This is a genomic window from Pseudomonas sp. AC172, assembly GCF_979258595.1.
Genome location: NZ_OZ409868.1, coordinates 4,154,682 through 4,174,427, shown reverse-complemented (window position 1 = coordinate 4,174,427; position 19,746 = coordinate 4,154,682). Strand labels below are relative to the sequence as shown.

The following is a 19,746-nucleotide window of genomic DNA, read 5'->3' as shown; positions in this document are numbered from 1 at the left end:
TGGTGTCAAATAACTGACCGGGCTTTCTGTATCGGCAGGTGCAGTAGAATCCTCCAACAAACCTCATCGCCGTTCGTCCAGGATTTGTCATGTCTGTACTCACCCCAACACTCATTCGTGAAACCTTCCCCGTCGGCCCGCTCCAGTGCAATTGCACGATCATCGGCGATCCGGTCACCAAGAAAGCTATCGTCGTCGATCCCGGCGGTAACCCTGATCTGATCATGGCGCGCCTCGATGCGCATGGCTTGAAAGTGGTCAGCATCATCCATACCCACGCGCATCTCGATCACTTCCTCGCCTCCGGGCAGATGAAGGAGAAAACCGGCGCGACCCTGCATTTGCACAAGGAAGACCAGTTCCTTTGGGACAACCTCGAAATGCAGTGCCAGATGTTCGGTGTGCCATACACCCCGGTGCCATCGCCCGATCGCTGGTTGAACGACGATGAAGAGCTGGCCTGCGGTTGCGGCGTTGCCCTGCATACGCCGGGACATACACCCGGTTCCATGAGTTTTTGGTTTTCCGAGGCTAAGCTGTTGATTGCCGGTGACACGTTGTTTCGTCGCGGCGTAGGGCGCACGGATTTGTGGGGCGGTGATCAGGCGACCATCGTGCGTTCGATCAAGCAGCGGCTATACACCTTGGACGAGGACGCGACCGTAGTGACCGGACATGGGCCGGACACGCGTCTGGGGGATGAAATGCGCGAAAACCCGTTTGTGCGCGCCTAAATATTTTGTCACGAGTGTGCGGCGGAATTTTTGCGCAGAGTGATGATCCAACGCCCGCAGAGGTTTATTGCCAAACGGCCGCTGCACCACAGAATGCACAAAAGTAGGAGCTCTTCATGTTCACCAAGCGTCGTTTGATTATTGTCGCTACTGCCGTGGCCTTGCTGTCCGGCTGTGCCTCGCCTAACCCGTATGACAATCAGGGCCAGGCCGACGGTGGCTCGCAGGGCATGAGCAAAACCGCCAAGTACGGTGGCCTCGGTGCGCTGGCCGGTGCACTGGCCGGTGCCGCCATCGACCACAACAATCGTGGCAAGGGCGCCTTGATCGGTGCGGCCGTGGTCGGTGCTTCGGCGGCCGGTTACGGCTACTACGCTGACAAGCAGGAAGCCAAGCTGCGCGCCAGCATGGCCAACACCGGTGTTGAAGTGCAGCGTCAGGGCGATCAGATCAAGCTGATCATGCCGGGCAACATTACCTTCGCTACCGATTCGGCGAACATCGCCTCCAGCTTCTACCAACCGCTGAATAATCTCGCGGGTTCGTTGAAAGAGTTCAGCCAGAACCAGATCGAAATCGTTGGCTACACCGACAGCACCGGTAGCCGTCAGCACAACATGGACCTGTCCCAGCGTCGTGCGCAGAGCGTGGCGACCTACCTGACTTCGCAGGGTGTCAGCGGTGCCAACCTCTCGGCCCGTGGTGCCGGTCCGGATAATCCGATTGCCAGCAACGGCGACGTGAATGGCCGGGCGCAAAACCGTCGGGTCGAGGTCAACCTGAAGGCGATCCCGGGCCAGCAGTATGGTGGTCAGCAGCAACAGCAGCCGGGTACGGTTCAGCAGTATCCGTAAGCGCTTGCCTGAATGAACAAATGCCCGATCCGCTGATCGGGCATTTTTTGTTGGGCAGTGCCGGCCTCATCGCGAGCAAGCTCGCTCCCACAGGTATTGATGGTGTACACAAAACCTGTGTTCCACACTTAACCTTGTGGGAGCGAGCTTGCTCGCGAAGGGGCCGCTACAAACACCGAAGATTACAGACACAAAAAAGCCCCCGGACACATCACTGTCCGGGGGCTTTTTGTTTGTCAGCGCAGGCTGATTACTTCTTCAGACCATAGTGCTCATCGAGCATGCCCGGCGAGTTCGGGGTCTTCGGTGCGTAGTCGCGCGGCGGCTCCTGATCGCGCGGTGGCGTCAGGCGTTCACGTGGCGCGACTGCCGCGTCAGCGTGCAGGGCGGCTATCAGGCGCTGGCGGGTCTGCTCGTCCAGGGCCAGACGATTGGCGCCCTCGGCGAGATGATCCTGCACTTCCTGATAGCTCTGGGTCAGTTTCTTGACCAGCATCGCAGTGCTGTTGAAGTGGGTGACCACCTCGTTTTGATAACTGTCGAAACGCTCCTGGATATCATCCAGTTGACGCTGCGTACGGCTCGGCGCGGCGTTCGGCGCAACGCGCGCGATCAGGAATCCAATGGCGACACCCACAACCAGGGCAAGAGTCGGTAACAACCAAACTAAGAGCGAGTGTTCCACGAGTCCTTCCTCTATAAACGGCTTTGCTTTACGTTAACGGCTCGAACCTGCGCTGTATACCGCGATTCACTCGCAATAGATTGGCACAGACAATTTGCTAGACGAGTCGACCCGATTCGAGGTCACGGAGTTCCTTCCTTGCTGATGCGTGAAACCCCTGTAGTGATTGACGGCCCGGTGGGTCAACTTGAGTCTCTGTACCTGGATAACGAGCAGCCAATCGGCATCGCGCTGATCTGCCATCCGAACCCGGTGCAGGGCGGCACCATGCTCAACAAAGTCGTCTCGACCCTGCAGCGCACCGCGCGCGACGCGGGCCTGATTACCTTGCGCTTCAACTATCGCGGCGTTGGTGCCAGCGAAGGTTCCCACGACATGGGCACCGGCGAGGTCGACGATGCTCAGGCCGCCGCCAAGTGGCTGCGCGAGAAACACCCGGATCTGCCGCTGACCCTGTTCGGTTTTTCCTTCGGCGGATTTGTTGCAGCAAGTCTCGGCGGTCGTCTCGAAGCGCAGGGCGTGCAGCTAAAACATCTGTTCATGGTCGCGCCGGCGGTGATGCGTCTGGGCGAACAGGATCAACTGCCGCAGCAGGGTGAACTCACGGTGATCCAGCCAGAAACCGACGAAGTCATCGATCCACAGCTGGTTTACGACTGGTCGGAAAAACTCCAGCGCCCCCATGAGCTGCTGAAAGTGGCAGAATGCGGACACTTTTTTCATGGCAAGCTGACCGATCTCAAGGATCTGATCCTGCCGCGTCTCTCGAATTGATTGCAGTCTGACAAGCGATTACCCATGACGAACCGTACCCGTATCCTCACCGGCATCACCACCACCGGCACGCCGCACCTGGGCAACTACGCCGGCGCCATCCGCCCGGCGATCCTTGCCAGCCGCGACAGCAATGCCGATTCGTTCTACTTTCTGGCCGACTACCACGCCCTGATCAAATGCGATGACCCGCTGCGCATCCAGCGCTCGCGTCTGGAAATCGCCGCGACCTGGCTGGCCGGTGGCCTCGATGTCGACCGCGTGACCTTCTACCGCCAGTCCGACATCCCGGAAATCCCTGAGCTGACCTGGCTGCTGACCTGCGTGGCCGCCAAGGGCCTGCTCAACCGTGCGCACGCCTACAAGGCCTCGGTGGACAAGAACGTCGAAACCGGTGAAGACCCGGATGCCGGCATTACCATGGGCCTCTACAGCTACCCGGTGCTGATGGCCGCGGACATCCTGATGTTCAACGCGCACAAGGTGCCGGTCGGTCGTGACCAGATCCAGCACGTGGAAATGGCCCGCGACATCGGCCAGCGTTTCAACCACCTGTTCGGTCAGGGCAAAGAGTTCTTCACCATGCCCGAAGCGTTGATTGAAGAAAGCGTGGCGACGTTGCCGGGCCTCGACGGTCGCAAGATGTCGAAGAGCTACGACAACACCATCCCGTTGTTCTCCAGCGCCAAAGAGATGAAGGACGCGATCTCGCGCATCGTCACCGACTCCAAAGCGCCAGGCGAAGCCAAGGATCCGGACAACTCGCACCTGTTCACCCTGTTCCAGGCCTTCGCCACGCCGGCGCAGGCTGACGAGTTCCGCAGTGAACTGCTCGGTGGTCTGGGTTGGGGCGAGGCGAAGAACCGTCTGTTCCAGTTGCTCGACAACGATCTCGGCGAAGCGCGCGACAAGTATCATCAGTTGATCGAGCGTCCGGCAGACCTGGAAGACATCCTGCAGATTGGCGCCAGGAAGGCCCGCGCCGTGGCCACGCCGTTCCTCAACGAACTGCGCGAAGCCGTTGGCCTGCGCTCCTTCGTCAATCAGGTTCAGGTTGCCGCGACCACCAAGAAGAAAGCCGCAAAAGCCGCTCGCTTCGTCAGCTTCCGTGAAGACGATGGCAGCTTCCGTTTCCGTCTGCTAGCGGCCGATGGTGAGCAATTGCTGCTGTCGCGCAACTTCGCCGACGGTAAAACCGCCGGGCAGGTGACCAAGCAACTGCAAGCCGGCCAACCGCTGGATGTACGCAGCGAAGACCTGAGCTTCAGCGTGTGGCTGGAAGGCGAGTGTGTCGCGGACAGCCCGGCATTCGCCGACGCTGCTGCGCGGGACGCAGCCATTGAGGCGCTGCGCGTTGCGCTGACCCCGGTTCAGGACTAATCGGCGGCACGGTCCGACCAAGGGCCGATTGCCATTCCCACGGGCCGTCGCTACAGTGACGGCCCGTTTTTGTTGCCTTGCTAACGAATTATGACGCCCCTAGAACGATACCAAGCTGATCTGAAACGCCCGGACTTCTTCCATGACGCCGCGCAGGAAACTGCTGTGCGTCATTTGCAGCGCCTGTACGACGATCTGATCGCCGCCGATCAAAACAAGCCGGGTCTGCTGAGCAAGCTGTTCGGCAAGAAAGATCAGACGCCGGTCAAGGGCCTGTATTTCTGGGGCGGCGTAGGTCGCGGCAAAACTTACCTGGTCGACACCTTCTTCGAAGCGCTGCCGTTCAAGGAAAAGACCCGCACCCACTTCCACCGCTTCATGAAGCGTGTACACGAAGAGATGAAAACCCTCGGCGGCGAGAAAAACCCGCTGACCATCATCGCCAAGCGCTTCTCCGATGAGTCGCGGGTGATCTGCTTCGATGAATTCTTCGTCTCCGACATCACCGACGCGATGATCCTCGGTACGCTGATGGAAGAGCTGTTCAAGAATGGCGTGACCTTGGTCGCGACCTCGAACATCGTTCCCGATGGCTTGTACAAGGACGGCTTGCAACGCGCACGCTTCTTGCCCGCGATTGCGCTGATCAAGCAGAACACCGAGATCGTCAACGTCGACAGCGGCGTCGACTACCGTCTGCGTCACCTCGAACAGGCGGAGCTGTTCCACTTCCCGCTCGACGAAGCGTCCCACGAAAGCCTGCGCAAAAGCTTCCGTGCGCTGACACCGGAATGCACTGCTGCGGTCGAAAACGATGTGCTGATGATCGAGAACCGCGAGATCCGTGCCCTGCGCACTTGTGATGATGTGGCGTGGTTTGACTTCCGCGAACTGTGCGACGGCCCGCGTAGCCAGAACGACTACATCGAGCTGGGCAAGATCTTCCACGCCGTGTTGCTTAGCGGTGTCGAGCAGATGAGCGTCACCACCGACGACATCGCCCGTCGTTTCATCAACATGGTCGACGAGTTCTACGATCGTAACGTCAAGCTGATCATTTCGGCTGAAGTCGAGCTGAAGGATCTGTACACCGGCGGCCGCTTGAATTTTGAATTCCAGCGCACGCTGAGCCGTTTGCTGGAGATGCAATCGCACGAATTCCTGTCGCGGGCGCATAAGCCTTAAACAGAGTCGCGAAACAAAAAAAGGGCCTGCAATTGCAGGCCCTTTTTATTGGCACTGATTTCCCCTGTGGGAGCGAGCCTGCTCGCGAAGGCGGTGTGTCAGCCAACAATTTTGTTGAGTGTGAAACCGAATTCGCGAGCAGGCTCCCACATTGGAATTGCGCTGTTGCAGGAAGGCTATGCAGCCTGCTGAAACTGCTGCCGATACTGGTTCGGCGACAGTTCAGTGTGCTGACGGAACAACCGCGCAAAGAAGCTCGCGTCGTCGTAACCGACCTCATAACTGATGGTCTTGATGCTCTTGCGGCTGCCGGACAACAAGCCCTTCGCCGTCTCGATACGCAGCCGTTGCAAGTAATGCAGCGGCTTGTCACCCGTGGCCGTCTGGAAGCGCCGCATGAAATTGCGAATGCTCATGCCATGCTCACGCGCCACGTCTTCGAAGCGGAATTTGTCGGCGAAATGCTCTTCGAGCCAATGCTGGATCTGCAGGATGATCACGTCCTGGTGCAGTTTCTGCCCGCCGAAACCGATGCGTCCCGGCGCATAGCTGCGCTGCACTTCGTAAAGAATGTCGCGGGCTACGGCTTGCGCGACGTTGGCCCCACAGAAACGCTCGATCAAGTAGATGTAAAGGTCGCAGGCTGAGGTGGTGCCGCCAGCGCAATACAAGTTGTCGGCATCGGTCAGGTGCTTGTCCTGATTGAGATAAACCTTGGGGAAGCGCTCGGCGAAGGCATTGAAGAAGCGCCAGTAGGTGGTCGCTTCCTTGCCGTTGAGCAGACCGGCCTCGGCCAGCCAGAACACCCCGGTGGCTTCGCCGCACAGCACGGCGCCGCGAGAGTGTTGTTCGCGCAGCCACGGCAGGACTTGTGGATAACGGCTGCACAGCGTATCGAAATCGTCCCAGAACGCCGGGAGGATAATGACGTCGGCGTTTTCCAGGCCACCATCGACCGGCATCACCACGTCACTGAAGCTGTTCACCGGTTTGCCGTCGGGGCTGACCAGGCGTGTTTCGAACGCCGGTGTCAGGCCGTGGCCCAGTTGTTTGCCATAACGCAGGCTGGCCAGATGGAAGAAATCCTTGGCTTGCATGAGAGTGGAGGCGAAAACCCGGTCGATTGCCAGGATGCTGACGCGCCGCAAGGGCGTGGAGACTTGCTTGGACATAATTCAACTTTTGTTTTGTTTTTATAAGGGAAAGTGGTCACCAGACGGCTGGATCGTCTTATTTTTTGTCGGATGTGTCCAGTGTCCTGTGTCACAGGGGAGGCTTAGTCTCTGAAGGTCATCTCCCTCCAACAAGAAAGAAAGGTGCCGCATGATCCCCAGAACCTTGTTTAGCCCCGAGCACGAATTGTTTCGCGACAGCGTACGAACCTTCCTTGAAAAAGAGGCCGTGCCGTTTCATGCGCAATGGGAGAAGCAAGGCTATATCGACCGCAAACTCTGGAACAAGGCAGGCGAGGCGGGGATGCTCTGCTCGCACCTCCCTGAAGAGTACGGTGGGTTGGGGGCGGACTTTTTGTACAGCGCAGTGGTGATCGAGGAGGTCGGCCGGCTTGGTCTGACCGGGATCGGTTTCTCGCTGCATTCGGACATTGTCGCGCCGTACATCCTGCATTACGGTAGTGAAGCACTGAAGCACAAATACCTGCCGAAACTGGTTTCGGGCGAGATGGTCACGGCCATTGCCATGACCGAACCGGGCGCGGGATCCGATCTGCAAGGTGTGAAGACCACGGCCGTGCTGGACGGTGATGAATATGTGATCAACGGCTCGAAAACCTTTATCACCAACGGCTTTCTGGCGGACTTGGTGATCGTGGTCGCGAAGACCGATCCGAAGGCCGGCGCCAAGGGCACCAGCCTGTTTCTGGTGGAAGCGAATACGCCGGGCTTCGACAAGGGCAAGCGCCTGGAGAAAGTCGGCATGAAGGCGCAAGACACCTCGGAGCTGTTCTTCCAGGATGTGCGTGTGCCCAAGGAAAACCTTCTGGGACAGGCCGGGGCAGGCTTCGCTTACCTGATGCAGGAATTGCCGCAGGAACGCCTGACAGTGGCGATCGGTGGCCTCGCCTCAGCCGAAGCAGCGTTGCAGTGGACGCTCGATTACACCCGAGATCGCAAGGCGTTTGGCAAGGCCATTGCCGATTTCCAGAACACGCGCTTCAAGCTGGCCGAGATGGCGACTGAAATCCAGATCGGCCGAGTGTTCGTCGACAAATGTCTGGAGCTTCACCTGCAAGGCAAACTGGATGTGCCGACGGCAGCGATGGCGAAATACTGGGGCACCGATCTGCAATGCAAGGTGCTCGACGAATGTGTGCAGTTGCATGGCGGCTACGGTTTCATGTGGGAATACCCGGTAGCCCGGGCGTGGGCGGATGCGCGGGTGCAGCGGATTTATGCCGGCACCAATGAAATCATGAAGGAGATCATTGCGCGGTCGCTTTGATCTTCGCTGCATTGGCGGGCCTCTTCGCGAGCAGGCTCGCTCCCTCAGGGGATCACCGTACCTGTGGGAGCGAGCCTGCTCGCGAAGCTTCTAGCGGTCAATCAAGGTGCAGGATTCGGGTGATCCTTGTGAATCGCCTCGATCCCTGCCAGCACCTCATCCGACAGTTTCAGATCGAAACTGGCAATGTTGCTGTCCAGTTGCTCAAGCGTCGTCGCGCCAATGATGTTGCTGGTGACAAACGGTTGCTGTGTGACGAACGCCAGCGCCATCTGCGCCGGATCCAGACCGTGTTCACGGGCCAGCGCCACATAACGGCTGCACGCTGCTTCCGACTGAGCGTTGAAATAGCGGCTAAAGCGGCTGTAGAGGCTCAGACGGCCTTTCGGCGGGCGGGCGCCACCTTCGTATTTACCTGAAAGGAAACCAAACGCCAGCGGCGAATAAGCCAGCAAGCCGCACTGTTCGCGGATGGCAATTTCCGCCAGCCCCACTTCAAAACTGCGGTTGAGCAGGTTGTACGGGTTCTGGATCGACACCGCACGCGGCCAGCCACGGGCTTCGGCCAGTGCGAGAAAACGCATGGTGCCCCACGGGGTTTCGTTGGACAGGCCGATGTGGCGGATCTTGCCGGCCTTCACCTGTTCGTCGAGTGCTTCGAGGGTGTCTTCGAGCGGCGTCAGGTTGGCTTCGATCTTGTGCTTGTAGCCCAGCTGTCCGAAAAAGTTGGTGCTGCGCTCCGGCCAGTGCAGTTGGTACAGGTCGATGTAGTCGGTCTGCAGGCGCTCGAGGCTGGCGTCCACCGCTGCGGTGATGTGCTGGCGATTGTGGCGCAGGTTTTTGTCGCGGATGTAGTCGATGGTGTTGCCCGGGCCGGCGATCTTGCTGGCAAGGATCCAGTCGGCGCGGTCGCCGCGACTTTTGAAGTAATTGCCGATGTAGCGTTCGGTGGTGGCGTAGGTTTCGGCTTTCGGCGGCACCGGGTACATCTCGGCGGTGTCGATGAAATTGATCCCGGCTTCCTTGGCCCTTTCTATCTGCGCGAAGGCTTCAGCTTCAGTGTTTTGCTCGCCCCAGGTCATGGTGCCGAGGCAGATTGCACTCACGTTCAGGTCGGTACGGCCTAGCTGGCGATAGTCCATCAGGTGCTCCTTGGGCAAAACAATCATAAAAGCAGGTTGAAATATTTTTCGCAATCTGCATAATTGCCGACCTCTTTCTGCAGTGGAAGTGATGCGCCGCCGCCGAAGAATCTTGCCGTTGAACGGACGCGCCGACCCGAGCCCCCGAAAGCGTCTGTATCCGGCTGCCTTTGACTTGTCAAAGTACGCACTATTCAGTAAGATCCGCCGTCTAATTTACAGGGCGGCCCCTGAGGCTATAAAGAATGAAAACTTTTACTGCTAAACCGGAAACAGTAAAGCGCGACTGGTTTGTCGTCGACGCTGCTGGTCAGACCCTGGGTCGTCTGGCCACCGAAATCGCGAGCCGTCTGCGTGGCAAGCACAAGCCTGAGTACACTCCTCACGTTGATACCGGCGACTACATCGTCGTAATCAATGCTGAGCAGATTCGTGTTACCGGTGCTAAAACCACTGACAAAATGTACTACTCCCACTCCGGTTTCCCGGGCGGCATCAAGTCGATCAACTTTGAAAAGCTGATCGCTAAAGCCCCTGAGCGCGTGATCGAGACCGCGGTTAAAGGCATGCTGCCTAAAAACCCACTGGGTCGCGACATGTACCGTAAGCTGAAAGTCTATGCGGGCGCTGCACACCCACATACTGCTCAGCAGCCCCAAGAACTGAAGTTTTAACGGAATAGTACATTATGTCGGCGACTCAAAATTACGGCACTGGCCGTCGCAAGACCGCAACCGCACGCGTTTTCCTGCGTCCGGGTACTGGTAACATCTCCATCAACAACCGTTCGCTGGAAAACTTCTTCGGCCGTGAAACTGCCCGCATGGTAGTTCGCCAGCCGCTGGAGCTGACTGAGACTGTCGAGAAGTTCGACATCTACGTCACCGTGATCGGCGGTGGTGTAAGTGGTCAAGCTGGCGCAATCCGCCACGGCATCACTCGCGCTCTGATGGACTACGACGAAACCCTGCGTGGCGCTCTGCGCAAAGCTGGCTTCGTTACTCGCGACGCCCGTGAAGTTGAACGTAAGAAAGTTGGTCTGCGTAAAGCGCGTAAGCGTCCGCAGTACTCGAAGCGTTAATTCCGCTTCCGCGTTCAAAAAGAACGTCCGCCTCCTCACGGAAGCGGGCGTTTTTTTATGCCTGTGATTTATCAAAGAATTGCGCTGCGACAACTTGCCACTTCCGTAGACCCCCTATACTGCAAGGCTTGAGGGTATGAGCTCTGGGTAATTCCCTTGTCAGAATTGGGGCTTTTCATTACCATCTCGGCAAAATTTTTATAAGTAACATTGATTTATTTAGTAGATGCCTGATTTAACAGGCCACAAAAGCTGATGGGAGAGGACTGAATGAGCAATGACGGCGTGAATGCAGGCCGGCGTCGCTTCTTGGTAGCAGCCACATCCGTGGTGGGTGCTGCAGGAGCGGTGGGGGCTGCGGTCCCGTTCGTGGGGTCATGGTTTCCCAGTGCCAAGGCGAAAGCCGCCGGTGCACCGGTGAAAGTGAATGTCAGCAAAATCGAGCCAGGACAGCAGATGATTGCTGAATGGCGCGGCCAGCCGGTGTTCATTGTCCGCCGTACTGCGGAAATCCTGGGGAATCTCAAGAAGATCGAGGGCCAGCTCTCCGATCCAACCTCCAAAAACTCCACGCAACCCACCTATGTCGACCCTGAAGTGCGTTCGATCAAGCCGGAAATTCTGCTGCTGATCGGGATCTGCACGCACCTGGGTTGCTCACCAACTTTCCGTCCCGAAGTGGCACCTGCAGATCTCGGCAAGGACTGGGTCGGTGGCTATTTCTGCCCTTGCCACGGTTCCCACTACGATCTGGCTGGCCGCGTCTACAAGTCGCAACCTGCGCCTTTGAACCTGCCAGTTCCCCCGCATTCCTATGAGACCGATGATCTGATTGTCATTGGCGTCGATACGGAGAAAGCGTGATGAGCAAGTTCATGGATTGGGTTGATGCGCGCTTTCCTGCGACCAAAATGTGGGAAGACCATCTCAGCAAGTATTACGCTCCAAAAAATTTCAACTTCTTCTATTTCTTTGGCTCCCTGGCGCTGTTGGTGCTGGTCAACCAGCTCGTCACCGGTGTCTGGTTGACGATGAGCTACACGCCATCGGCAGAAGAGGCCTTTGCATCCGTCGAAGGCATCATGCGTGACGTCAATCACGGCTCGATCTTGCGCCTGCTGCACGCTGTCGGCGCTTCGATGTTCTTCATCGTGGTGTATCTGCACATGTTCCGGGGTCTGCTTTACGGCTCGTACCAGAAGCCGCGCGAGCTGGTCTGGGTATTCGGCATGCTGATTTACCTGGCGCTGATGGCCGAGGCGTTCATGGGTTATTTGCTGCCGTGGGGCCAGATGTCCTACTGGGGTGCCCAGGTGATCATCTCGCTGTTCGGCGCGATTCCGGTCATCGGCAACGACCTGACCCAGTGGATTCGTGGTGACTATCTGATCTCCGGGATCACCCTGAATCGCTTCTTCGCCTTGCACGTTGTGGCGCTGCCGATCGTGATTCTCGGTCTGGTGGTGCTGCACATTCTGGCGTTGCACGAAGTGGGTTCGAACAACCCTGACGGCGTCGACATCAAAAAGCACAAAGACGAAAACGGCATCCCGCTAGACGGCATTGCTTTCCACCCGTATTACACCGTGAAAGACATTGTCGGTGTCGTGGTGTTCCTGTTTATCTTCTGCTTTATTGTGTTCTTCTTCCCGGAAATGGGGGGCTATTTCCTCGAAAAACCAAACTTCGAGCCGGCCAACCCGTTTAAGACGCCTGAGCATATCGCGCCGGTCTGGTACTTCACGCCGTTCTACGCGATCCTGCGAGCAATCCCTGACAAGCTCATGGGCGTTATCGCCATGGGCGCTTCAATTGCTTTCCTGTTTGTCCTGCCGTGGCTTGATCGCAGTCCGGTCAAATCCATGCGCTATAAAGGCTGGATGAGCAAAGTCTGGCTCGTCATATTCTGCGTTTGTTTTGTGCTGCTTGGCTGGACTGGCGTGAAAGCTCCGACGCCGTCTCTGACGTTGCTGTCGCAGGTCTGCACTTTCCTGTACTTCGCGTACTTCATCCTGATGCCGTTCTACACCAGGCTCGAGAAGACCAAACCGGTTCCGGAAAGGGTGACTGGCTGATGAAAAAGTTATTTTTGGCTCTGATTTTTGCTGCTCTGCCTGTTCTGTCCTTCGCCGCTGAACACGGTGGTCCGGAGTTGGAAAAGGTCGACATCGACGTTTCCGACAACGCTGCGCTGCAGGATGGCGCACGTACCTTTGCCAACTATTGCATGGGTTGCCACAGTGCCAAGTTCCAGCGTTATGAGCGGGTTGCCGATGACTTGGGCATTCCTCACGAAATGATGCTGGAAAAGGTTGTGTTTACCGGTGCCAAGATCGGCGATCACATGAACATCGGCATGCAGCCTGCTGACGCCAAGACCTGGTTCGGCGCAGCGCCACCGGATCTGACGCTGGTGGCTCGTGTGCGTGGCACTGATTGGCTTTACGGTTACCTGCGTTCGTTCTACGAGGATCCTGCACGTCCATGGGGTGTCAACAACAAGGTCTTCCCGAACGTCGGCATGCCTAACGTGCTGGTCGGCCTGCAAGGTCGTCAGGTCGTGGGTTGCAAGCAGGTGCAGATCGTCGAAGACGGCAAGAAGCAATATGACCCGCTGACCGGTACGCCTCTGACCCATGAAGCGTGCGATCAACTGACCATCGTGCCGAAATCCGGTGCTCTGAACGAAGAGCAGTTCGATGAGAAGGTCAAGAATCTGGTAACCTTCCTGGCTTACTCGGCTAACCCGGTTAAGCTGCAACATCAGCGCATCGGTACTTATGTCTTGCTGTACCTGGCGTTCTTCTTTGTGTTCGCCTACCTGCTCAAGCGTGAATACTGGAAAGACGTGCACTGATACGCTTCAAGCATTGCTGTTAATCGCGCGCGCCCAAGGGCGCCTCCGATAACGCAACGTCCGGTCAGCCGGATGTTGCGGGAGGCGCCCTCTGGGCGCGCGCGTTTTTCCGGTTCCGATAATTTCAACAAGCGAGGAGGATCGCCATGGGCGTGACCAATCGGTTGGCCTGTTACTCCGACCCCGCCGACCACTATTCCCACCGAGTGCGCATTGTGCTTGCAGAGAAGGGTGTCAGCGCCGAGATCATTTATGTGGAAGCTGGTCGCCAGCCGCCTAAACTGATTGAGGTGAACCCTTACGGCAGTCTCCCTACGCTGGTCGATCGTGACCTGGCGTTGTGGGAGTCGACCGTGGTGATGGAATATCTGGATGAGCGTTACCCGCACCCGCCGTTGATGCCGGTTTATCCGGTGGCGCGTGCCAACAGTCGTCTGCTGATTCATCGCATTCAGCGTGACTGGTGTGGTCTGGTGGATCTGATTCTGGATCCCAAGTCCAAGGAGGCCGCGCGTGTCGTGGCGCGCAAGGAATTGCGTGAAAGCCTGACGGGCGTGTCGCCGCTGTTTGCCGACAAACCGTTTTTCCTCAGTGAGGAACAAAGTCTGGTGGATTGCTGCCTATTACCAATACTCTGGCGTTTGCCGATTCTGGGTATTGAATTGCCGCGGCCGGCCAAGCCGCTGCTTGATTATATGGAGCGCTCGTTTGCGCGTGAGGCTTTCCAGGCGAGTCTGTCTGGTGTCGAACGCGATATGCGCTAAGGCTTAAGGAGCCGCTATGAACTCCAGTCGACCTTATCTGGTCCGCGCGCTCTACGAGTGGATTGTTGATAATGATTGCACCCCACACATGCTGGTCAACTCTGAATACCCGGCGGTGCAGGTGCCGCAGGGTTTCGCCAGTGACGGGCAGATTGTCCTGAACATCTCGCCAAGTGCCGTGCGTCATCTGCACATGGACAACGACGTGGTGACCTTCGAAGGTCGCTTCGGTGGCGTCCCGCACAGCTTGTACGTGCCGATCAGCGCGATCCTGGGTATCTACGCCCGGGAGAACGGTCAGGGCATGGTGTTTGATCTCGAGTCGCCGATGGATGACGAGGAAGAGATCGAGTCGGATGACGACATGCCGCCGCCGGACAGCGAGCCGCCGCGCCCTAGCGGCCGGCCTAGTTTGAAAGTGGTGAAGTAATAAAAAAGGCGATCCGGATGGATCGCCTTTTTTATGTGCGCGTTTCGGCTGTCAGTCGATGTACTCGAACAGCTTGACGATTTTCTGTACGCCGGAAACACCCTGAACCAGATTGGTCGCCTGAGTGGCTTCCTGTTTGGTCAGCAGGCCGAGCAAGTAGACGATGCCGTTCTCGGTCACAACCTTGATGCGCGAGCCAGGGATGCTGGCGTCGGTGAGCATCTGGGTCTTGATCTTGGAGGTCAGCCAGGTGTCGTTCTGGCGCGCCAGGAAACCGGATGGCGGTATGACCTGCAGTTCGTTGTGAACGGTTTTTACCCGTTGGACAGCGGCTGCCGCTTGCTCGGCCTTGGCTTTCAAGTCCGCGCGTGGGGTTTGACCGGCCAGCAAGACAACACCGTTGAAACTGGTGACGACGATGTGCGAATCGTTGTCCAGGGCCGGGTCGGCCTTGGCCACGTTCACGCCCACTTTGGTTTCGATCAACGAGTCGTCGATCTTGCTGCCGAAGGTGCGGGTGCCACGATCGTCGTCGATCGGTGCTTCACGGCTGGCGTTTACCACCGAGGTGCAGCCGCTGATGCCGAGGCACAGGGTCAAGGCCAGAAGGCCAAGGCGATTAGGGGTCATTCTTCACTCCCGAACAGTTGGCTGTCGATCAGATCGCAAAGGCAATGGATCGCCAGCAAGTGGACTTCTTGAATACGTGCAGTGACATTGGCCGGTACGCGAATCTCGACGTCCTCGGGCAACAGCAGCGACGCCATGCCGCCACCATCGCGTCCGGTCATAGCTACGACAATCATTTCGCGATCATGTGCGGCCTGGATCGCTTGAATAATGTTCGCCGAGTTGCCGCTGGTCGAAATCGCCAGCAAGACATCGCCTGGCTGACCGAGCGCACGGATCTGTTTGGAGAACACTTCGTTGTAGCTGTAGTCGTTGGCAATCGAGGTGATCGTCGAGGTGTCGGTGGTCAGGGCGATGGCCGGCAGGCTCGGACGCTCGCGCTCGAAGCGGTTGAGCAGCTCGGAAGAGAAATGCTGGGCATCGCCGGCTGAGCCGCCGTTGCCGCACGAGAGCATTTTGCCTTCGTTGAGCAGGGCGTTGACCATGATCTGGCTGGCTTGCTCGATGTGCGGTGCAAGTACGTCCATCGCCTGTTGCTTGGTGTCGATACTGGCCTGGAAAAGCTGGCGAATTCGGGATTGCATGTCCATCTGTGTGACCTTAAGTAGCGCGGCTGTCCGGCACATGAATGTGCAGCCCGCAAAGCAAAGAGCAAAATTTGTCGGTGGGATTGTCCGGGTCGCAACGCCGACGATCAACTGTCGAAAGCATTCTGCAACCAGTTCAGCTGATCCGGATGGCTATCGATGGCCACCACGTCGAAGCGGCAGGGGGAATTGGCCCAACGCGACTCGCGCTGAAGAAAATACTGCGCAGCGAAAATCAGTTTCTGCTGCTTGCGCCCATCGATGCTAGCGAGCGCGCCACCCCATTGGGTGTTTTTTCTGTAGCGAACTTCAACGAATACTACTGTATCGCCATCAAGCATGACCAGATCAAGCTCGCCGCGTTTACAAAACCAGTTCTGCGCCAGCAGGCGCAGACCTTGTTGTTGCAGATGCTCGAGCGCCTGGCGCTCGGCATCCTTGCCGCTTTGCGAGCGTGACCTGTCGGGCATCAGCGCGGGGTGTCCGGCAGGCGTTGAACCTGGCCGCTGACGAACTGCGCCCAAGGCAGCTGACGTACAACACGCTGGGTCTGGGTCATGCCAAGGCTGCCCGACTCACCATCGATGCGGCTGTCCGGCAGGGCTTTGAGTTGACCCAGGCGCGGCGCCAGGCGATAGGCATCGACACCCATTGCGTACAGGCGGCCGAGGCTGCCGGCGGCTTGTGGCCACTGCGCAACCACTTGCTGACGCAGTGGGTCGCTGGAGTCCAGCAGCCATGGGGTTTCGCAGAAGCGAATGCCGTTCATGTCGTTGTACTGGTTGACGTCGCCACTGGCGCTGTAAACGTGCGAGGTCGCGTAAACCGGAACGTCACCGGCGTACTGGAAGTTCAGGGTCGGCTTGATCTGTTGCGCCTGTTGCGGCGTGGCAGCAAGGAAGATGAACTCGATGTCCTGACGACGCGACGGCTGCGCGGCTACGTTGGTGCCAGCGGCATTTTGCAGGCTCTTGGCGCGGGCTTCGCTCTGACGCAGCTGGAACATCTCAGCGATCTGCTGAGCCAGTTGCACCGGCTGATCAACGCGTTCAGTAGCGACGATGCTGCCACCGTTGGCCTGCCAGTCCTGGCTGAACGCGCGCAGTACACGGTCGCCCCATTCGCCTTTCGGCACCATGATCGCGGCGCGATGCAGGCCATCGGCACGGGCGCGGCGCGAGACTTCGCGGGCTTCGTCTTCAGCAGCCAGACCAAACTGGAACAGTTGTGCCGGGCCTTGATCGCCTTCGCTGTAGTTCAGCGCGAGGGTGGTGATCGGCAGTTGCGGACGGGTGCTCAGCTGTTTGACCAGTGGTTTTTCCAGCGGGCCGACAACCAGTTGCACGCCGTCAGCCTGAGCCTTGCGGTAGAACTCGTCCATCGAGGTCAGCTTGGAGCTGTCGTAGAACTCGATCGCTGGCGGTTTTTGTCCGGCCTGTTGAGCCTGGTAGTGCGCAGCCATGAAGCCTTCACGCAGTGCCTTGCCGACAGCGGCCAGCGGGCCGTCCTGTGGTAGCAGCAGGGCGATTTTGCTCAGTGGCTGGCTGGCCAGTTCCTTGAGTTTGGTCAGCGGCAGCGGCAGGTTGATTGCGGCCGGGTGCTTTGGATTCTGTGCCCGCCAGGTGTCGATAGCGGCTTGTTGCTGTTCCAGAGTGCCGGCAGATTTCACTGCCATGGCCAGGCCCATCCAACCGCCGAGATCATCGGTGGTGTTGGGTTGCAGTTGATCAGTTGGCAGCGAGCCGATCAGGGTCCAGATCGCTTCGTGGTTCTTGCTCGCGGCTTCGCCTTGCAGCATCGGCGCGATAAACACACGCTCGCGGGCGGCAGCCAAAGTCTGGCCATCGGCTTCAAGGGCGCGGGCATGCACGGTGCCGGTGCGCACTTGCTGCTCTTCAGGCATTTCGCCCAAATGTTGCAGGCTTGGATGGCTCAGGGCAGTCAGCGCGGCTTTCGGCTGATTGCGGGTCATCGCCAGTTCGGCATTCAGCGTGCTGGCAAAAATCTGCTGGCCGGGCTTCAGTTGCTCCATCGGCACTTGTTGCAGGATCTGCGCAGACTGACCGGCATTGCCCTGGCGATAAGCCAGGTCCGCAGCGCTCAGGCGCAACAGAGCGGCTTTTTCCGGGGTTTTCGCCTGGGTAGCCTGTTCGAGCAGTTGCTCGATGCTGGCATCCGGAGTCCGTGGGAGTTCGCCAAGGCTGGAGGAAGGGGAGCTGGCGCACGCCGCCAACAAGGCAGCGAGGCAGAGGGCAGTGAACAGCCGCAGGCAAGCGATCATGTAAGTGTTCCTGATACTCGATCAAATTAGCGTCGAATTGTACCCAAGCACTGGCCGGGGCGCGATGTTAGTGGCGTGAAACGGACAATTTAGCTGGAGTAAATGTTGCGGCGGCGCACAACGGCACGCAAAACCGGGTTCGGCTGGAACGCATCGCAAGCCTCGTGACGCGCTACAATGGCCGCTTTTACGATCATGAGGTGTGCGCTTTGACTGCTCCAGGTTCCCTGAATTCCGCTGCTGGCTCGCTTTATGTGGTGGCGACGCCCATCGGCAACCTGGACGACATCAGCGCCCGTGCCCTGAAGATCCTCCGCGAAGTGGCCTTGATTGCTGCCGAAGACACCCGCCACTCGGCGCGCCTGATGCAGCACTTCGGGATCGGCACGCCGCTGGCCGCGTGTCACGAACACAATGAACGAGATGAAGGTAGCCGCTTTATTACCCGCTTGCTGGCCGGTGACAACGTGGCGCTGATTTCCGATGCGGGGACACCGCTGATTTCCGATCCGGGTTATCACCTGGTTCGCCAAGCTCGCGCGGCTGGAATCAATGTGGTGCCGGTGCCGGGAGCTTGTGCCCTTATCGCCGCGCTGTCGGCGGCCGGTCTGCCGTCCGACCGTTTCATCTTCGAAGGTTTTCTGCCGGCCAAATCTGTCGGGCGCAAGGCGCGACTGGAAGCCGTCAAGGAAGAGCCGCGCACGTTGATCTTCTATGAAGCCCCGCACCGCATTCTTGAATGTCTGCAGGATATGGAAGCAGTATTTGGTGGTGAGCGTCAGGCATTGCTCGCCCGCGAAATAACCAAAACCTTTGAAACGCTCAAAGGTCTGCCGCTGGCCGAGCTGCGCGCGTTCGTCGAGTCGGACAGCAATCAGCAGCGCGGCGAATGCGTCGTGTTGGTGGCTGGCTGGACCGCGCCGGAGTCTGAAGATGCAGTCAGCAGCGAGGCGATGCGCATCCTTGAGCTGCTGCTCGAAGAAATGCCGCTCAAGCGAGCTGCTGCGTTGGCGGCGCAGATTACCGGCGAGCGCAAAAACGTGTTGTATCAGGTCGCGCTGGATAAACAGAAAGGCGTGTAAGCCGTCGCCCATGGCGGTCTTGAGACTTTTAGCGCTTGTTCTTCGGGCGCTCTGCCGTTAACCTTCGCGGCGGAGAGTCGATCGGACAGTCGCTGCCCTCTATGAAAATTAGGGGGGGGAGGAAAGTCCGGGCTCCATAGGGCGAAGTGCCAGGTAATGCCTGGGAGGCGTGAGCCTACGGAAAGTGCCACAGAAAATAACCGCCTAAGCGCTTCGGCGCCGGTAAGGGTGAAAAGGTGCGGTAAGAGCGCACCGCACGTCTGGCAACAGTTCGTGGCTAGGTAAACCCCACTTGGAGCAAGACCAAATAGGGTCCCAAGGCGTGGCCCGCGCTGGGACCGGGTAGGTTGCTAAAGATGTCCAGTGATGGCCATCGTAGACGAATGACTGTTCAAGACAGAACCCGGCTTACAGATCGACTCTCCACCTTTTTCTTTCCCTGCTTGAATCATTGGCAACAGGGCTGTGTTATATCAGCAGGCCTGCTCTGAAAGTTCGGCAGCGGCAAACGCAGTAATAGCCATTTCCCACCTTGCTTCAATCAACAGCAGAAGCGCTTTTGTAATACCGAAAAAATCTTACTCTTAACAAATTACTTTAACTTTCGAGCGCAGCTATCAGTGCTGCATCAAGTTATGGGTCGAAAGTCTCCGTCAGATTGTCGTTACTCCTCCTTTTATGCTCCTAAATCTCCGTTCTGTAAGGGTTTTCCTTTAATCCGCGCCTTGACGGTGTGGTGGGCGCATTCCTATAGTGTGCGCAAGTGGCGGAAAGTGGCATGAAGTGGGTTTTTTGAGCTCAAAACGATAAAAATTGGAGA

General features: G+C 58.1%; 21 protein-coding genes and 1 other RNA gene. 15 read left to right on the top strand and 7 right to left on the bottom strand.

Features of this window, described 5'->3' with window-relative positions:
* The first annotated feature begins 89 nt into the window (after nt 1-89).
* On the top strand, nt 90-734 hold the full coding sequence (locus ACZ0A4_RS18770) for an MBL fold metallo-hydrolase (RefSeq protein WP_463575923.1): 645 nt from the start codon (nt 90-92) through the stop codon (nt 732-734).
* A gap of 116 nt (nt 735-850) precedes the next feature.
* Nucleotides 851-1,588, top strand: a complete 738-nt coding sequence (locus ACZ0A4_RS18765; RefSeq protein WP_141127568.1) for a YiaD family glycine zipper/OmpA-like lipoprotein — start codon at nt 851-853, stop codon at nt 1,586-1,588.
* A gap of 250 nt (nt 1,589-1,838) precedes the next feature.
* On the opposite strand, the gene ACZ0A4_RS18760 is transcribed toward ACZ0A4_RS18765, so the two are convergent.
* Nucleotides 1,839-2,273, bottom strand: a complete 435-nt coding sequence (locus ACZ0A4_RS18760; RefSeq protein ID WP_007917055.1) for a Z-ring associated ZapG family protein — start codon at nt 2,271-2,273, stop codon at nt 1,839-1,841.
* A 144-nt stretch (nt 2,274-2,417) separates the two neighbouring features.
* Here ACZ0A4_RS18760 and ACZ0A4_RS18755 point away from each other — a divergent pair, with 144 nt between their 5' ends.
* From ACZ0A4_RS18755 to zapE, 3 genes are all read left to right on the top strand, one after another.
* Nucleotides 2,418-3,047 carry an alpha/beta hydrolase gene (locus ACZ0A4_RS18755; protein ID WP_463575922.1) on the top strand — a complete coding sequence of 210 codons (630 nt, stop codon included), beginning with the start codon at nt 2,418-2,420 and terminating at the stop codon, nt 3,045-3,047.
* 24 nt (nt 3,048-3,071) lie between these two features.
* Nucleotides 3,072-4,427, top strand: a complete 1,356-nt coding sequence (locus ACZ0A4_RS18750; protein WP_463575921.1) for a tryptophan--tRNA ligase — start codon at nt 3,072-3,074, stop codon at nt 4,425-4,427.
* Between the two features lie 90 nt (nt 4,428-4,517).
* Complete coding sequence (zapE, locus tag ACZ0A4_RS18745) at nt 4,518-5,612, top strand: cell division protein ZapE (RefSeq protein ID WP_053123668.1); 1,095 nt, start codon at nt 4,518-4,520, stop codon at nt 5,610-5,612.
* A 176-nt stretch (nt 5,613-5,788) separates the two neighbouring features.
* Here zapE and ACZ0A4_RS18740 read toward each other — a convergent pair whose 3' ends face one another.
* A complete protein-coding gene (locus ACZ0A4_RS18740) occupies nt 5,789-6,685 on the bottom strand; it encodes a GlxA family transcriptional regulator (RefSeq protein ID WP_171057287.1) in 897 nt (298 codons plus the stop codon).
* A gap of 250 nt (nt 6,686-6,935) precedes the next feature.
* Here ACZ0A4_RS18740 and ACZ0A4_RS18735 point away from each other — a divergent pair, with 250 nt between their 5' ends.
* Entirely contained in the window at nt 6,936-8,072 is a 1,137-nt protein-coding gene (locus ACZ0A4_RS18735) for an acyl-CoA dehydrogenase family protein (RefSeq protein ID WP_095112414.1), read from the top strand.
* Nucleotides 8,073-8,173: 101 nt separating this feature from the next.
* Here the strand turns inward: ACZ0A4_RS18735 and ACZ0A4_RS18730 are convergent, their stop codons facing one another.
* A complete protein-coding gene (locus tag ACZ0A4_RS18730) occupies nt 8,174-9,214 on the bottom strand; it encodes an NADP(H)-dependent aldo-keto reductase (protein WP_007917033.1) in 1,041 nt (346 codons plus the stop codon).
* A 245-nt stretch (nt 9,215-9,459) separates the two neighbouring features.
* Here ACZ0A4_RS18730 and rplM point away from each other — a divergent pair, with 245 nt between their 5' ends.
* The 7 genes from rplM (at nt 9,460) to ACZ0A4_RS18695 (ending at nt 14,346) form a co-directional block, all read left to right on the top strand.
* Entirely contained in the window at nt 9,460-9,888 is a 429-nt protein-coding gene (gene rplM, locus ACZ0A4_RS18725; RefSeq protein ID WP_007917032.1) for a 50S ribosomal protein L13, read from the top strand.
* A 14-nt stretch (nt 9,889-9,902) separates the two neighbouring features.
* Nucleotides 9,903-10,295: a 30S ribosomal protein S9 gene (rpsI, locus tag ACZ0A4_RS18720; protein ID WP_008080273.1), complete on the top strand. Its 393-nt coding sequence runs from the start codon at nt 9,903-9,905 to the stop codon at nt 10,293-10,295.
* A 270-nt stretch (nt 10,296-10,565) separates the two neighbouring features.
* Nucleotides 10,566-11,159: a ubiquinol-cytochrome c reductase iron-sulfur subunit gene (petA, locus tag ACZ0A4_RS18715; RefSeq protein ID WP_003228055.1), complete on the top strand. Its 594-nt coding sequence runs from the start codon at nt 10,566-10,568 to the stop codon at nt 11,157-11,159.
* Nucleotides 11,159-12,370, top strand: coding sequence for a cytochrome b (locus tag ACZ0A4_RS18710; protein WP_093430693.1), 1,212 nt, complete (start codon nt 11,159-11,161; stop codon nt 12,368-12,370). Before petA ends, ACZ0A4_RS18710 begins: the two co-directional genes overlap by 1 nt.
* Nucleotides 12,370-13,152: a cytochrome c1 gene (locus ACZ0A4_RS18705; RefSeq protein ID WP_463575920.1), complete on the top strand. Its 783-nt coding sequence runs from the start codon at nt 12,370-12,372 to the stop codon at nt 13,150-13,152. The genes ACZ0A4_RS18710 and ACZ0A4_RS18705 overlap by 1 nt, the downstream gene beginning before the upstream one ends.
* Before the next feature lie 146 nt (nt 13,153-13,298).
* A complete protein-coding gene (locus ACZ0A4_RS18700; protein WP_007917025.1) occupies nt 13,299-13,916 on the top strand; it encodes a glutathione S-transferase N-terminal domain-containing protein in 618 nt (205 codons plus the stop codon).
* A gap of 16 nt (nt 13,917-13,932) precedes the next feature.
* Complete coding sequence (locus ACZ0A4_RS18695) at nt 13,933-14,346, top strand: ClpXP protease specificity-enhancing factor (RefSeq protein WP_397484268.1); 414 nt, start codon at nt 13,933-13,935, stop codon at nt 14,344-14,346.
* A 51-nt stretch (nt 14,347-14,397) separates the two neighbouring features.
* Here ACZ0A4_RS18695 and ACZ0A4_RS18690 read toward each other — a convergent pair whose 3' ends face one another.
* The 4 genes from ACZ0A4_RS18690 to ACZ0A4_RS18675 form a co-directional block, all read right to left on the bottom strand.
* Nucleotides 14,398-14,976 (bottom strand): BON domain-containing protein, encoded by a 579-nt coding sequence (locus ACZ0A4_RS18690; RefSeq protein WP_007917023.1) that lies wholly within the window; start codon nt 14,974-14,976, stop codon nt 14,398-14,400.
* Nucleotides 14,973-15,566, bottom strand: coding sequence for a phosphoheptose isomerase (locus ACZ0A4_RS18685; RefSeq protein ID WP_007917022.1), 594 nt, complete (start codon nt 15,564-15,566; stop codon nt 14,973-14,975). The genes ACZ0A4_RS18690 and ACZ0A4_RS18685 overlap by 4 nt, the downstream gene beginning before the upstream one ends.
* 104 nt (nt 15,567-15,670) lie before the next feature.
* A complete protein-coding gene (locus tag ACZ0A4_RS18680) occupies nt 15,671-16,033 on the bottom strand; it encodes a YraN family protein (protein WP_034156479.1) in 363 nt (120 codons plus the stop codon).
* Nucleotides 16,033-17,844 carry a penicillin-binding protein activator gene (locus tag ACZ0A4_RS18675; protein WP_463575919.1) on the bottom strand — a complete coding sequence of 604 codons (1,812 nt, stop codon included), beginning with the start codon at nt 17,842-17,844 and terminating at the stop codon, nt 16,033-16,035. Before ACZ0A4_RS18675 ends, ACZ0A4_RS18680 begins: the two co-directional genes overlap by 1 nt.
* A 209-nt stretch (nt 17,845-18,053) precedes the next feature.
* Here ACZ0A4_RS18675 and rsmI point away from each other — a divergent pair, with 209 nt between their 5' ends.
* Together rsmI and rnpB are read left to right on the top strand one after the other, a co-directional pair.
* On the top strand, nt 18,054-18,926 hold the full coding sequence (gene rsmI / locus ACZ0A4_RS18670) for a 16S rRNA (cytidine(1402)-2'-O)-methyltransferase (RefSeq protein WP_463575918.1): 873 nt from the start codon (nt 18,054-18,056) through the stop codon (nt 18,924-18,926).
* Between the two features lie 73 nt (nt 18,927-18,999).
* Nucleotides 19,000-19,353, top strand: an RNA gene (gene rnpB, locus ACZ0A4_RS18665) — RNase P RNA component class A.
* Nucleotides 19,354-19,746: the final 393 nt, after the last annotated feature.

What these genes read in the sequence shown, in the direction of transcription:
- ACZ0A4_RS18770 (WP_463575923.1), top strand. Translation starts at nt 90, where the DNA reads ATGTCTGTACTCACCCCAACACTCATTCGTGAAACCTTCCCCGTCGGC.
- ACZ0A4_RS18765 (WP_141127568.1), top strand. Translation starts at nt 851, where the DNA reads ATGTTCACCAAGCGTCGTTTGATTATTGTCGCTACTGCCGTGGCCTTG.
- ACZ0A4_RS18755 (WP_463575922.1), top strand. Translation starts at nt 2,418, where the DNA reads ATGCGTGAAACCCCTGTAGTGATTGACGGCCCGGTGGGTCAACTTGAG.
- ACZ0A4_RS18750 (WP_463575921.1), top strand. Translation starts at nt 3,072, where the DNA reads ATGACGAACCGTACCCGTATCCTCACCGGCATCACCACCACCGGCACG.
- zapE (WP_053123668.1), top strand. Translation starts at nt 4,518, where the DNA reads ATGACGCCCCTAGAACGATACCAAGCTGATCTGAAACGCCCGGACTTC.
- ACZ0A4_RS18735 (WP_095112414.1), top strand. Translation starts at nt 6,936, where the DNA reads ATGATCCCCAGAACCTTGTTTAGCCCCGAGCACGAATTGTTTCGCGAC.
- ACZ0A4_RS18730 (WP_007917033.1), bottom strand. Translation starts at nt 9,214, where the DNA reads ATGGACTATCGCCAGCTAGGCCGTACCGACCTGAACGTGAGTGCAATC.
- rplM (WP_007917032.1), top strand. Translation starts at nt 9,460, where the DNA reads ATGAAAACTTTTACTGCTAAACCGGAAACAGTAAAGCGCGACTGGTTT.
- rpsI (WP_008080273.1), top strand. Translation starts at nt 9,903, where the DNA reads ATGTCGGCGACTCAAAATTACGGCACTGGCCGTCGCAAGACCGCAACC.
- petA (WP_003228055.1), top strand. Translation starts at nt 10,566, where the DNA reads ATGAGCAATGACGGCGTGAATGCAGGCCGGCGTCGCTTCTTGGTAGCA.
- ACZ0A4_RS18710 (WP_093430693.1), top strand. Translation starts at nt 11,159, where the DNA reads ATGAGCAAGTTCATGGATTGGGTTGATGCGCGCTTTCCTGCGACCAAA.
- ACZ0A4_RS18705 (WP_463575920.1), top strand. Translation starts at nt 12,370, where the DNA reads ATGAAAAAGTTATTTTTGGCTCTGATTTTTGCTGCTCTGCCTGTTCTG.
- ACZ0A4_RS18700 (WP_007917025.1), top strand. Translation starts at nt 13,299, where the DNA reads ATGGGCGTGACCAATCGGTTGGCCTGTTACTCCGACCCCGCCGACCAC.
- ACZ0A4_RS18695 (WP_397484268.1), top strand. Translation starts at nt 13,933, where the DNA reads ATGAACTCCAGTCGACCTTATCTGGTCCGCGCGCTCTACGAGTGGATT.
- ACZ0A4_RS18690 (WP_007917023.1), bottom strand. Translation starts at nt 14,976, where the DNA reads ATGACCCCTAATCGCCTTGGCCTTCTGGCCTTGACCCTGTGCCTCGGC.
- ACZ0A4_RS18685 (WP_007917022.1), bottom strand. Translation starts at nt 15,566, where the DNA reads ATGGACATGCAATCCCGAATTCGCCAGCTTTTCCAGGCCAGTATCGAC.
- ACZ0A4_RS18680 (WP_034156479.1), bottom strand. Translation starts at nt 16,033, where the DNA reads ATGCCCGACAGGTCACGCTCGCAAAGCGGCAAGGATGCCGAGCGCCAG.
- ACZ0A4_RS18675 (WP_463575919.1), bottom strand. Translation starts at nt 17,844, where the DNA reads ATGATCGCTTGCCTGCGGCTGTTCACTGCCCTCTGCCTCGCTGCCTTG.